Genomic DNA, 12,296 nt, shown 5'->3' with positions numbered 1-12,296 from the left:
CCGCTGGGATACGGACGATGTTTCACGTGAAACCGAGTGAATCGATGGAATCCCGACACAGCAGACTGCACCTCTTCGACCTCGACGGCACGCTGATCAGGGGTTCGGCCGCCGCTGTGGAGATCTCCCGGCAATTGGGCCTCGCGGAGGAGATCGCCGCATTGGAGGCGGGGTTTCTGCGAGGGCTCACTCCGGACGAGTTCGCCGTGCGGGCCCGCGAGCTCTGGTCCACGCTCACCTCGGAGCAGGTCGACGCGGCCTTCGAGGGTGCGCCCTGGCTGGCGGGTATCCGTGAGGTCTGGGCCGACATCAGGGCCCGGGGTGAGCGCTGTGCGGTCATCTCCCTTTCGCCCGACTTCTTCGTCGAGCGCCTCCTCGACTGGGGCGTCGACACGGTGCACGGCTCACGTTGGCCGGCTGTTCCGTTCACCGAGCCGATCCATCGGCCCGGCATCCTCGACGCGGCGGCGAAGGTACGGATCGCTCGGGAGCTCTGCGCGGAGTACGGCATGGAATGGGCCGACTGTGTGGCCTATGGGGATTCGATGTCCGACGCCGAGCTCTTCGCGATCGTGCGGGACACCGTGGCCGTGAACGCGGACCATCATCTCGCCGGACGTTCCCGCCACAGCTACACCGGAGGGGACCTGCGAGAGGCCTACGACTTGGTCCGAAACGCCGCAGCTTAGCCGCAAACCCGGCTGTATGGCCTGAGAACTCCGCTTTCCGTCCGAAGTGGTGCCCGGAAATGTCATGCTGCGGGCACGGAAGCCGGCCAGCGTGAGGCGAGGCACATGATGGATGTTCCGATCACCACGACGGACGGGACGGAGGCCCGAATACCCGGAGAGGCCTCCCCCGACGCGATTCTGGTCCGCCGCACCCTGGCGGAGATCGCACCCGTCGCCGACCAGGTGACCTCGTACTTCTACGCCCTGCTCTTCGTCCGGAACCCCGAGCTGCGCGAGATGTTCCCCGCGGCCATGGACACCCAGCGGGACCGGCTCCTGAAGTCCCTCCTGACAGCGGCCGAGCACCTGGACGACGTACCCGTCCTCACCGCGTACCTGGAGAACCTCGGCAAGGGACACCGCAAGTACGGCACCAAGGCCGCCCACTACCCGGCCGTCGGCGAGGCCCTCATCGGAGCGCTCGTCCGGTACGCCACGGCGAGCTGGGGCGAGGAGACCGAGGCGGCCTGGGTCCGTACGTACACGACGATCTCCCAGATCATGATCGACGCGGCGGCGGAGAACGAGGAGCACGCGCCCGCCTGGTGGCAGGCCGAGGTGGTCTCCCACGATCTCCGCACCCCCGACGTCGCCGTCGTCACCCTCCGGCCCGACCAGCCGTACCCCTTCCTTGCGGGGCAGTACACGACGCTGGAGACCCCCTGGTGGCCACGGATCTGGCGCCACTACTCCTTCGCCTCGGCGCCCCGGCCCGACGGACTGCTCTCCCTTCACGTCAAGGCGGTCCCGGCGGGCTGGGTGTCCAACGCGCTGGTCCACAGGGCGCGCCCCGGAGACGTCCTGCGCCTCGGCCCGCCGGCCGGCTCCATGACGGTCGACCACTCCACCGACAGCGGACTGCTCTGCCTGGGCGGTGGGACCGGGATAGCGCCGATCAAGGCCCTGGTCGAGGACGTCGCCGAGCACGGGGACCGGCGGCCGGTCGACGTCTTCTACGGGGCGCGCAGCGGTCACGACCTCTACGACATCGACACGATGCTGCGGCTCCAGAAGACCTTCCCCTGGCTCTCCGTCCACGCGGTCACCGAGGAGCAAGGACGGCTCCCGGACGCCGTCTGCCGCTACGGATCCTGGGAGGAGCGCGACGCCTACCTCTCGGGCCCGCTCGGCATGGTCCGGCGCGGGGTCGACGCCCTGCGCGGAGCAGGCGTGCCGTCGGACCGCATCCGGCACGACTTCCTTGCCGAGCTCGCCACCGCGAGCGGCGGCGAGCTCACCCCGGAGAACGGTGATCAGCCCAGGTCGGGGGCGTGCATGGCGCGAACCCCCTCGATGTTGCCGTCGAGGTAGTGACGCAGGGAGAGAGGGACGAGGTGGACGGCGGCGATGCCGACCCGGCTGAACGGCACCCGGACGATCTCGTACTCGCCGACCGGTTCGTCGATCTCGGGGCCGTGTCGAAGGGACGGGTCCATGGAGCCGAGCCGGCACACGAAGAAGTGCTGGACCTTCACCCCGGAGACCCCGCCGTCGACGATGTGCTCGACGGTGTCGACGAAGCACGGCACCACGTCGGTGATCTTGGCGCCGAGTTCCTCGAGCACCTCCCGATGCAGGGCCTCGACGACGGTGGCGTCGGAAGGCTCCACGCCACCACCGGGCGTGAGCCAGTAAGGATCCATCCCCGGCTTGGTGCGTTTGATGAGGACGAGATCGTCCCCGTCGAGCAGGATGGCGCGTGCGGTGCGCTTGATCACGGGCCGTTCGGTCATGGGAAGAAAATGGCCCGTACGCGGTGTCCTGAAACTCACCAGTCCCCTGCGGCCTGCAACAAACCCTCGTGCGCCCGCGCGATGTGCGAGAGCGCGAGCGTGCCGGTCCGCACCACCAGGAAGTACGTCCGCAGCGGAGGCACCGCAGGGTCGAGCAGCGCCACGAGCCGCCCCTGATGCAAGGCGTCCTCGCACAGATAGCGCGGCAGGACGGCAAGACCGGCACCGGAGGCCGCGGAATCCCGTACGGCTCGCAGGTCGGGGGCGATCACGGTCGCGGTCGCCGCCGGCTTGGTCTCGAAGACGGCGGCCCAGTAGCGGGAGACGAACGGCAGCGACTCGTGCACCTCGACCACCGGAAGCTGTTCCAGGACCACCGCCCCCTTGCGGAGCAGCACTTCGGGGGCGAGCCGGGCCGCCCAGCGCGGGGCCGCGACCAGCACGTGCTCCTCGTCGCAGAGCGGCGTCGCCACGAAGAGACCGCCGCGGGGGCGGGCCGTGGTGAGGGCCAGATCGTGGTGGCCGGCCGCGAGCCCGTCGAGGATCTCCTCCGCGTTCCCGAGAAAGGTCGCCCGGATCGCGAGCCCCTGGCCGACCAGCGGGGTGAGCGCGGGCAGCGCGCGGAGCGCGGTGAACTCCGGGGGCCCGGCAACATGGAGGGTACGGACGCCGCTCTCCTCGTCGAGCCCGGTCTCGGCGATCTCGACCAGGGCGTCCAGATGGGGCGCGGCGCGGTGTGCGAGCTCGTCGCCGATCGTGGTCGGCGTGACCCCACGCGCCTGCCTGAGGAAGAGCGGCCGGCCCAGCTGCCGCTCCAGGGTCCTGATCTGGCTGGTGACGGCGGGCTGGGACAGCCCCAGGAGCGCGGCGGCGCGGGTGAAGGAGCCGGCCCGGTGCACCGCGACGAACGTGCGCAGCAGGGCCAGATCCATGTCCGCCCCCTCCCGGCCGTGCGGCCGTTCGACTCAGGCGGTCGGCTGACTGCGCCTCAGGACCGTCCAACTATAAATAAGTCGATAGGTCTCTGTCGCTACCGTGATTGGACACTGACGCACAGTCAACTAGCCTTGTTCAGGCGGTCTCCGCGCGTGGAACCGAGGCGTTCCGAGCCACGAGGGGGGAGGCTCGGAGCGCCCCGTTCCGCGCGCCTGCGTCCGGCCGGGTGTGGCAGGAACGGTCGCTGCCACCACGACGACTCAGCCGGTGGCTCCGGCCTCGTCGAGGGCGCGCAGCACATCGGCGATCAGGTCCTCCGCATCCTCGGCACCCACCGAGAAGCGGATGAAGCCCTCCGCGACCGCGTCCCCGCCCCAGCGCCCGCGCCGCTCCGCCGTGGAGCGCACGCCGCCGAAGCTGGTGGCGTCGTCCACGAGTCGCAGCTCTTCGAGGAACCGCTCGGCCCGCTTCCGGTCCGCCAGCTCGAAGGAGACCACCGGGCCGAAGCGCCGCATCTGCCGGGCCGCCACCGCGTGCGACGGGTCGCCCGGCAGCCCCGGGTAGCGCAGCCCGGTCACGTCGTCGCGCTCGGCGAGTACGTGCGCGAGGGACAGGGCGGTGGAACACTGCCGGTCGATCCGCAGCTGGAGGGTGGCCAGCGAACGGTGGGCGAGCCAGGCCTCCATGGGGCCCGGGATCGCGCCGACGACCTTGCGCCAGCGCCGCACCTCCGCCGCCCGCAGGGGATCCCGGCAGCTCACGTGCCCGAGCAGGACGTCACCGTGCCCGGTCATGCCCTTGGTGTCGCTGGCTACGGAGAAGTCCGCGCCCAGCTCCAGGGGCCGTTGGCCGAGCGGGGTGGCGAGGGTGTTGTCGACGGCCACGAGCGCCCCCGCGGCATGCGCCTCGCGCACCAGACGCCGGATGTCGCAGACGTCGAGCCCGGGGTTGGACGGGGTCTCGATCCAGAGCAGCCGGGCGCCTTCGAGGACGGCGAGCTGCCCGTCGCCGCCGGTCGGCGCGGTGCGGACCTCGATGCCGTACGCCCGCAGCTGCTCGTGCAGCAGCGGCAGGGCCTGGTAGCCGTCGGTGGGCACCACCACCGCGTCGCCGGCCTTCAGCTGGGAGAGGAGGACAGCGGAGATCGCGGCCATGCCCGAGGCGAAGACCAGCGTCTCGACGCCCTGCTCCCCCGGTGCCTCCAGCTCGCCGATGGCCCGTTCCAGATGGGTCCAGGTCGGGTTCTCGTCGCGGCCGTACGCGTACCCGCCCGTCGGCTCGCCCGGCAGATGGAAGTGCGCGGCGAACACCGGCCCCGGCAGGGTCGGTTCGTACTTCACGGGCTCGGGGAGCCCGGCCCGCACGGCGAGGGTGCCGTCACCCAGTACGCCGGCCGTCCGCCGGCCGGGGTCGCTTGCCTGGTCGGTCACGCTGTCCGTCCCTCCACTTCCGCACGTACGGCCGCGAGCAGTCCCCCGCTCGCGGCCTCCACCATCTCCAGGCATTCCTCGAAGCCCTCCCGGCCCCCGTAATACGGGTCGGGGACGTCGAGCGCGTCCCCCGCGGCCGGGTCGTAGGAGCGCAGCAGCCGTATCCTCGCCGCTTCCTCGGGGGTGCGGGCGAGTGCCCGGAGCTCCCGCAGATGCCCTTCGTCCAGCGCGATCACCAGGTCGACGCCGGGGAACCAAGAGGCCTGGAACCGGCGGGCGGAGTGCGCGGACGTGTAGCCGTTCTCGTCCAGGACGGCGACCGTGCGCGGATCGGCACCATGGCCCTCGTGCCAGCCGCCGGTCCCCGCGCTGTCGACCTCCACCGCCCCGCCGAGGCCGGCCTCCTCCACCCGCCGGCGGAAGACGTGCTCGGCCATCGGCGAGCGGCAGATGTTGCCCGTGCAGACGAAGCACACGCGATAGGTCACGGTCATCGGGCTCAGTCGCCGTCGGGGAGCACGACGTTCAGGGCCCACGAGACGAGGGAGATGATCAGGCCGCCGAGGACGGCGGTCCAGAAGCCCTCCACGTGGAAGCTGAGGTCGAACAGGTCGGCAAGCCAGGACGTGAGCATCAGCATCAGGGCGTTGACCACCAGGGTGATCAGGCCGAGCGTCAGGATGAAGAGCGGCAATGTCAGCAGTTTGACGATGGGCTTGACCAGGAAGTTCACGAGCCCGAAGACCAGGGCGACGAGAATGAGGGTCAGGGCCTTCTTGCCGGTGCTCTCACCGGTCAGGGTGATGTCCTGGACCAGCCAGATGGCGACTCCCAGGGCGCCCGCGTTCGCGAGCGTCTTGACTACAAAATTCTTCATGTGTCTGATCGTGGCAGACATGATCGGGCCAAGGGCAGGGGCTGACAGGCGATGAAGGCATTCCGGCTGGACGAACTGGAAGCGGAGCGCGCCGCGAACCAGGGCGCCTATCTCCAGTTCCTGCGGGAGCGGAACATGTCGGTGGGCCTGTACGCGCTGGACGCCGGGGCACTCGACCCGCAGCAGCCGCACGGCCAGGACGAGGTCTACTTCGTGGTGAGCGGCCGTGCGGCGATCACGGTCGGGGAGGAGACGACCCAGGTGGCGCGCGGCAGCGTGGTCTACGTGCCGGCCGGGGTGCCCCACAAGTTCCACCACATCAGCGAGGACCTGCGGGTCATGGTGGTCTTCTCCCCGCCGGAGGGCTGAGCTCAGCTCTCCGATGCGGAAGCGGTGACCCCCTAGGGGACGGATCAGGGGAGAGCGGGGGCCCCGTGGCCCCCGTGAGCCGCTTTCCGCCCCTAGCCTTGAGGGTGTTCGGCGCGGAGTGCGCGGAACAGATCTTCGAGAGCGAGGTAGGACCATGGCCGTACAGGAGATTCTCGCGGGGATGCCCTGGTGGGTGAAGTGGGTCGCCATACCCGCTCTCGTGCTGCTGGTCTTCGGCGGACTGATCACCAGCGTCCTGACCTTCGTGGTCGCGCTGCTGTTCAAGGTGCTGCTCTTCGTGGCCCTCGTCGCCGGACTCGTCTACGTCGTGCGGAAGTTCAAGAACTCCACCGGGTCGCGCGAGGACTGGTAGCACAAGCTGCGGAGCCGTAGGCAACCGATGGCGGACATTAGCCCGCCCGGGGGAACGCAGGGGTGGAATCCAGGCAGGGCCTCAAAGGCTGCCACTAGAGTGGAATCCCTCCGCCGTGTTGGGGACTACGGGCGTAGACCGCCGTACTGACCAGCGGTTTCCCAGGCCCGGCGGGCGCGCGGGGGCGGCCCCCGCGGGCGGATGCACTGCATCCGTCGTCACGCCTGGGGGTGACCTTTGGCCACGGCTACGCAATCTGCTGCACCTACTCTGATCGGCTCGGTGCAGCGGGCGCTGAGACTTCTGGAGGCCGTGTCCTCCCATGCGGACGGCGCCCCGGCCAAACAGCTCGCCCGTGAGACGGGCCTTCCGCTGCCCACCACGTACCACCTGCTCCGCACCCTGACGCACGAGGGCTATCTACGCCGCGAGAAGGGTGTGTTCGTCCTGGGCGACGCCGCCGTCCGACTGGCCGGCGGCGGAGCTGTGCAGAATCGTCGCATCAAGATCGAAGACTCCCTTGCCCGCTGGCGGGACGAGATCGGTGTGCCGGTGTACTTCGCCCTCTACCGCGAGGGCGAGATCGAGCTCGTCGCCGTCGCGGACACTCCCTCGGCCCCCGCGGTCGAGGAGTGGGCCGACTTTCGCGAGACCGCGCACGCGCACGCCATCGGGCAGTGCCTGCTGAGCCAACTCGATCTGAAAGCTCGTCAAGACCACCTCGACCGCCATCCGGTGGAAGCCATCACTCCGTACACGGTGCGTAACCGCCGTGTGCTTTTGGATCGTTTGGGCGGTTTGGGGCGAATGGAGCCCCTGGTAGAGCGTCAGGAATATGCACTCGGCACGGTCTGTGCCGCCATTCCCATCACGGCGGGCTCCGCGGCGGCCGCGATGGCCATTTCCCTCCCCCTTCACCAGGAAGAACGGTTGCTCCCAGCAGTCGAGCGGCTACGTACGGAGATCGGAAGGCTCTTCAGTTCGCTCGCGTTCTCTATCAGTATCTGAAAAATCACTCCTTGTGATCTGCTAGCGCTTACAGCACGATTGCGTCAAGAGGGCCACGGGGGATCATTCCTGGCCGTTTCGGTCACAGCTTTCAGCAGCTGTGTTTACACAACTGCTTCATCTACTGCGGGGTACATGATGCGAGAGTCGGTTCAGGCCGAGGTCCTGATGAGCTTCCTCGTCTCCGAGGAGCTCTGCTTCAAGATCCCAGTCGAGCTGCGATACGAGACCCGGGATCCTTACGCGGTGCGGATGACCTTCCATCTCCCCGGAGACGCGCCCGTGACCTGGGCGTTCGGTAGGGAACTGCTGCTCGACGGGATCAACAAGCCGAGCGGGGACGGGGACGTGCACATCGCCCCGACGGACCCCGATGGGCTCTCGGACGTTTCCATCCGGCTTCAGGTGGGCGGCGACCGCGCCCTTTTCCGGGCGAGCGCGCCGCCGCTGGTCGCCTTCCTCGACCGCACGGACAAGCTGGTTCCGCTTGGTCAGGAACGGACACTCGGCGACTTCGAGGACAACCTGGAGGCGGCACTCGGCCGGATTCTGGCAGAGGAGAACGCCGGCTGAGACCCCGTCGGCACAGCGACGGGGTCCACCAGGGAACGGGACGGGACGCGGAGTGCGGGGTGCGGGAGTGCGGGACGGACCGGCCCACACCCGGAATCCCTACTTCGCGCGGCGGCGCCGACCGCCCCGTACCGCCGCCGCCCGGGGCTTCCCGTCGGCGTCGGCTCCCGGCCGGTCGGCGGAGACCACCAGCGCCGCGAGGACCGTGGTGAGCGGCACGGACGCGACCAGACCGATCGAACCGACCAGCGTTCGGACGATCTCCACCGCGACCAGTTCGCTGTTGGCCACCGTGCCCATGCTGCTCTGCGCGATCGAGAAGAGCAGCAGCAGCGGCAGGGCGGCGCCCGCGTAGGCGAGGACCAGGGTGTTCACGACCGAGGCGATGTGGTCGCGGCCGATCCGGATCCCGGCCCGGTACAGCGCGCGCGGCCCCATGCGCGGGTCGGCCTGGTGCAGCTCCCAGACCGCCGAGGTCTGGGTGACGGTCACGTCGTCGAGGACACCGAGCGAACCGATGATGACGCTGGCGAGCAGTAGGCCGGACATGTCGATGTCCGGGTACAGGCCGTGGATCAGGCCGGTGTTGTCGTCGGTGTTGCCGCTGAGCGAGGCCCAGCCGATGAAGAGCGAGCCGAGCAGGCCGATCAGCAGCAGCGAGATCAGCGTGCCGAGCACCGCGACCGAGGTGCGGGCCGAGAGCCCGTGGCACAAGTAGAGCGCGATCAGCATGATCGCGCTCGACCCGACCACCGCCACGACCAGCGGATTCGAGCCCTCCAGGATCGCCGGCAGGATGAAGAACGTCAGCACCAGGAAGCTCGCGACGAGCGCGACGAGCGCCATCAGGCCCTTCATCCGGCCGACGACGACGACCGCGACGGCGAAGATCCCGGCGAGCAGCGCCATCGGGAGCTTCCGGTCCACGTCCGTCACGGAGTACTGGAGATCACGCGGGGCGTCGGGGGCGTACGCCACCACCACGCCCTGCCCCTCGTGCAGTTGGCGCGGCGCGTCGGGCTGCACGATCTCGGTGAACGTACGGCCCTTCTCCGGGCCGCTGGTGACCTCGACCGTCGCCTTCTCGCACTGACCCTGCTGGGCTTCGACCGCCTCGCGTCCCTCGGGCGTGGAGGTGTCGCCCGTCGGCGGGACCTGGGCGGCGTTCACGTCCTTGCAGTCGACCTGCTCGACGGAGACGACCGTGCCCTGCTCGGTCTGCCGGTCGAAGCCGACCCCGGTGCGCTCGTGCGCGGGAGTGCCGCCGGGCCACAGGACCGCTAGTCCGACCACGACGGCGGTGGCGAAGGGGATCAGGACCGCGGCGATGACCTTGCGGAGATGCCGGGAGACGGGGGCGGCGGGGCCGTGGCTGTGGCTGTGCCCGTGCCCATGGGAGGGGCCGGAATCGTGCCCGTGCCCATGGTCGGGACCGGGGACGTGGCCGTGCGGCTCGGGGGGCTGCTGGGGGGAAGTCACCGACCGATCATCGCAAGAACGGTGGGGGCCCACTGGTCAGCACGCCAGGGATGGCGCTAGCGTGGTGACCACTTTGCACACGCGGGAGCTCGGAGCACCGGGCTGAGAGGGCGCTGATCACCGTACGCACGTACGGGAGGAGGCTGCGCCGACCGCCGAACCTGTTACCGGGTAATGCCGGCGTAGGGAGATCGGTCTCATGACCATTCAGGATGCACGCACGCCTGCCTCCGACCAGGACGGCACGTCCGTCGACGGCGCCCGCACGCCGGGCTGGCACAAGGGCTACGTCGAGGGTTCGCGCCCCGACCTCCGGGTCCCGGTCCGTCAGGTGCACCTCACCAACGGCAAGGACGTGACGCTGTACGACACGTCCGGTCCGTACACCGACCCCACCATCGACACCGATGTACGGCGCGGCCTGGCGCCGTTGCGCGAGAACTGGATCATCGCGCGCGGTGACACCGAGGAGTACGCGGGCCGTCCCGTCCGCCCCGAGGACGACGGCATCAAGCACACGTCGCCGCGCGGTGGCGGGCTCAAGAACCTCGACGCCGTCTTCCCCGGTCGTCCGCGCCTGCCGCGCCGCGGCCGCGACGGCCAGGCGGTGACGCAGCTCGCGTACGCCCGCCGGGGGGAGATCACCCCGGAGATGGAGTTCGTCGCGATCCGCGAGAACGTCTCCCCCGAGGTCGTACGGGAGGAGATCGCCGCGGGCCGCGCGGTGCTCCCCGCGAACGTCAACCACCCGGAGATCGAGCCGATGATCATCGGCAAGCGGTTCCTGGTGAAGGTGAACGCCAACATCGGCAACTCCGCCGTCACCTCCTCCATCGAGGAGGAGGTGGAGAAGATGACCTGGGCCACCAAGTGGGGCGCGGACACGGTCATGGACCTGTCCACCGGCCGCAACATCCACACCACCCGCGAGTGGGTGCTGCGCAACTCCCCCGTGCCGATCGGCACCGTGCCGCTCTACCAGGCCCTGGAGAAGGTCGACGGCCGGGCCGAGGACCTGACCTGGGAGATCTACAAGGACACGGTCATCGAGCAGGCCGAGCAGGGCGTCGACTACATGACGGTCCACGCCGGTGTGCTCCTGCCGTACGTGCCGCTCACCGCGCGCCGCAAGACCGGCATCGTCTCGCGCGGCGGCTCGATCATGGCCGCCTGGTGTCTCGCCCACCACAAGGAGAACTTCCTCTACACGAACTTCGAGGAGCTCTGCGAGATCCTGGCGGCGTACGACGTCACGTACTCGCTCGGCGACGGTCTGCGCCCCGGCTCGATCGCGGACGCCAACGACGAGGCGCAGTTCGCGGAGCTGCGCACGCTCGGCGAGCTGAACACGATCGCCAAGCGGCACAACGTGCAGACGATGATCGAGGGCCCGGGCCACGTCCCGATGCACAAGATCAAGGAGAACATCGACCTCCAGCAGGAGATCTGCGAGGAGGCGCCGTTCTACACGCTCGGCCCGCTGACGACGGACGTGGCGCCCGCCTACGACCACATCACCTCCGGCATCGGCGCGGCGATGATCGCCTGGTGGGGCACGGCGATGCTCTGCTACGTCACGCCCAAGGAGCACCTGGGCCTGCCCAACAAGGACGACGTGAAGACGGGCGTCATCACGTACAAGATCTCCGCCCATGCGGCGGACCTCGCCAAGGGGCACCCGGGCGCGCAGGAGTGGGACGACGCGCTGTCGGACGCGCGGTTCGAGTTCCGCTGGGAGGACCAGTTCAACCTGGCGCTCGACCCGGTCACCGCCCGCGAGTTCCACGACGAGACGCTGCCGGCGGAGCCCGCGAAGACCGCGCACTTCTGCTCGATGTGCGGTCCGAAGTTCTGCTCGATGAAGATCTCCCAGGACATCCGGCGTGAGCACGGCGGCACGCAGCAGGAGATCGAGGCCGGGATGGCGGAGAAGTCGAAGGAGTTCGCGGAGGCCGGCAACCGCGTCTACCTGCCGCTCGCGGACTGACCGCGGCGGCTTCCGAACCGGCACCACGCCGGCTTCTGAGCAGGCACCGGCCCGCGACCCACGGGGGAGTCGCGGGCCGGTGCCGTTGTCAGGTGGGGTGCCGTCGTCAGCCGACGGTGTCGTCGTCCCGGTCCATGGCGGCGAGGGCGTCGCGGAGGAAGGGGACGACGCCGCGTTCGAGCAGGGCGAGGCGCCAGGCCTCGCGAGCGTGGGACAGCTCGTCGTCCGCCGCGGTGGCGGGCGTACCGGCGCCGACCGTCGCGGTCGGGCTGTTGCGCAGGGCGGTCCGGAGGAGGCCGGCGGCCGCGCAGAGCAGGCCCGCCGCGGCGACCGCGCCGAAGACCAGGCCGGCCGTCAGCAGTGTCGCGCCGAACACCACGGTGGGCGCGATCGCGTGCAGGAGCGCGCCGACCAGCAGGAAGATGAAGGCGGCCGACCCGGCGAGGACAGGCACCATGACGGTCACGATCGCGACGATCCCCGCGCCGGAGCCGTCCTGCGGGGCGGGGACGCGGGTGGCGACCGCGACGCGGCTCTGCTCGCGGACCTTGACGAAGTGGTCGTACTCGCTGGACGCCGCGGTGGTGATCAGCGCTGTCGCGTTCAGGGCCATGGAGCGTAGTTGCCCGACCGTGAGCCGGGTCCCGACTCCGGCGAGATCCGGACGTGCGTGGGCGGTGCTCAGTGCGTCGTCGAGGACCCGCTCGTACTCGGCGCGATCCTCGGTCAGCAGGTACGGAGCCACGTTCATGTGCATCCCCCGATGCTCCGCAGGCCCTGATCAGCCGTGGAGAACAGCC

14 protein-coding genes and 1 riboswitch are annotated in these 12,296 nt (G+C 69.8%); of the genes, 7 read left to right on the top strand and 7 right to left on the bottom strand.

The genetic code is table 11. The features are described from left to right. Positions 1–17 precede the first annotated feature (17 nt). Positions 18–689 (top strand): HAD family hydrolase, encoded by a 672-nt coding sequence (locus ACIBG6_RS17965; protein WP_399224006.1) that lies wholly within the window; start codon positions 18–20, stop codon positions 687–689. A 108-nt stretch (positions 690–797) separates the two neighbouring features. Continuing rightward, on the top strand, positions 798–2,042 hold the full coding sequence (locus ACIBG6_RS17960) for a globin domain-containing protein (RefSeq protein WP_399224005.1): 1,245 nt from the start codon (positions 798–800) through the stop codon (positions 2,040–2,042). Here ACIBG6_RS17960 and ACIBG6_RS17955 read toward each other — a convergent pair. The 5 genes from ACIBG6_RS17955 to ACIBG6_RS17935 all read right to left on the bottom strand — a co-directional run bounded on the left by ACIBG6_RS17955 (position 1,985) and on the right by ACIBG6_RS17935 (position 5,707). Continuing rightward, entirely contained in the window at positions 1,985–2,464 is a 480-nt protein-coding gene (locus ACIBG6_RS17955) for an NUDIX domain-containing protein (protein WP_399223550.1), read from the bottom strand. The two genes, ACIBG6_RS17960 and ACIBG6_RS17955, sit on opposite strands and share 58 nt — an antisense overlap. A 35-nt stretch (positions 2,465–2,499) precedes the next feature. After that, on the bottom strand, positions 2,500–3,396 hold the full coding sequence (locus ACIBG6_RS17950) for a LysR family transcriptional regulator (RefSeq protein WP_399223549.1): 897 nt from the start codon (positions 3,394–3,396) through the stop codon (positions 2,500–2,502). Between the two features lie 264 nt (positions 3,397–3,660). Beyond that, entirely contained in the window at positions 3,661–4,830 is a 1,170-nt protein-coding gene (locus tag ACIBG6_RS17945; protein ID WP_399223548.1) for a cystathionine gamma-lyase, read from the bottom strand. After that, positions 4,827–5,318 (bottom strand): low molecular weight protein-tyrosine-phosphatase, encoded by a 492-nt coding sequence (locus ACIBG6_RS17940; protein ID WP_399224004.1) that lies wholly within the window; start codon positions 5,316–5,318, stop codon positions 4,827–4,829. Before ACIBG6_RS17940 ends, ACIBG6_RS17945 begins: the two co-directional genes overlap by 4 nt. 11 nt (positions 5,319–5,329) lie before the next feature. After that, positions 5,330–5,707: a phage holin family protein gene (locus ACIBG6_RS17935; RefSeq protein ID WP_399223547.1), complete on the bottom strand. Its 378-nt coding sequence runs from the start codon at positions 5,705–5,707 to the stop codon at positions 5,330–5,332. 51 nt (positions 5,708–5,758) lie between these two features. Here ACIBG6_RS17935 and ACIBG6_RS17930 point away from each other — a divergent pair, with 51 nt between their 5' ends. The 4 genes from ACIBG6_RS17930 to ACIBG6_RS17915 all read left to right on the top strand — a co-directional run bounded on the left by ACIBG6_RS17930 (position 5,759) and on the right by ACIBG6_RS17915 (position 8,030). Then, a complete protein-coding gene (locus ACIBG6_RS17930) occupies positions 5,759–6,076 on the top strand; it encodes a cupin domain-containing protein (RefSeq protein WP_329622315.1) in 318 nt (105 codons plus the stop codon). A 154-nt stretch (positions 6,077–6,230) separates the two neighbouring features. Continuing rightward, complete coding sequence (locus ACIBG6_RS17925) at positions 6,231–6,449, top strand: DUF5326 family protein (RefSeq protein WP_317597250.1); 219 nt, start codon at positions 6,231–6,233, stop codon at positions 6,447–6,449. A gap of 282 nt (positions 6,450–6,731) precedes the next feature. Further along, positions 6,732–7,457 carry a helix-turn-helix domain-containing protein gene (locus ACIBG6_RS17920; protein WP_055642422.1) on the top strand — a complete coding sequence of 242 codons (726 nt, stop codon included), beginning with the start codon at positions 6,732–6,734 and terminating at the stop codon, positions 7,455–7,457. A gap of 138 nt (positions 7,458–7,595) precedes the next feature. Further along, entirely contained in the window at positions 7,596–8,030 is a 435-nt protein-coding gene (locus tag ACIBG6_RS17915) for an SsgA family sporulation/cell division regulator (protein WP_317601948.1), read from the top strand. Positions 8,031–8,129: 99 nt separating this feature from the next. Here the strand turns inward: ACIBG6_RS17915 and ACIBG6_RS17910 are convergent, their stop codons facing one another. Then, positions 8,130–9,509, bottom strand: coding sequence for a YibE/F family protein (locus ACIBG6_RS17910; RefSeq protein ID WP_399223546.1), 1,380 nt, complete (start codon positions 9,507–9,509; stop codon positions 8,130–8,132). Between the two features lie 71 nt (positions 9,510–9,580). After that, positions 9,581–9,715: riboswitch (TPP riboswitch) on the top strand. Here ACIBG6_RS17910 and thiC point away from each other — a divergent pair. Continuing rightward, positions 9,709–11,496 carry a phosphomethylpyrimidine synthase ThiC gene (gene thiC / locus ACIBG6_RS17905; RefSeq protein WP_399223545.1) on the top strand — a complete coding sequence of 596 codons (1,788 nt, stop codon included), beginning with the start codon at positions 9,709–9,711 and terminating at the stop codon, positions 11,494–11,496. Its footprint overlaps the riboswitch before it by 7 nt. A gap of 106 nt (positions 11,497–11,602) precedes the next feature. On the opposite strand, the gene ACIBG6_RS17900 is transcribed toward thiC, so the two are convergent. Continuing rightward, positions 11,603–12,253, bottom strand: coding sequence for a hypothetical protein (locus tag ACIBG6_RS17900; RefSeq protein WP_399223544.1), 651 nt, complete (start codon positions 12,251–12,253; stop codon positions 11,603–11,605). Between the last annotated feature and the right edge of the window lie 43 nt (positions 12,254–12,296).

Source organism: Streptomyces sp. NPDC050842 (assembly GCF_044456565.1).
GTDB lineage: Bacteria > Actinomycetota > Actinomycetes > Streptomycetales > Streptomycetaceae > Streptomyces.
Note: the sequence above shows the minus strand (reverse complement) of the source record. Positions and strands in the feature narration are given on the sequence as shown.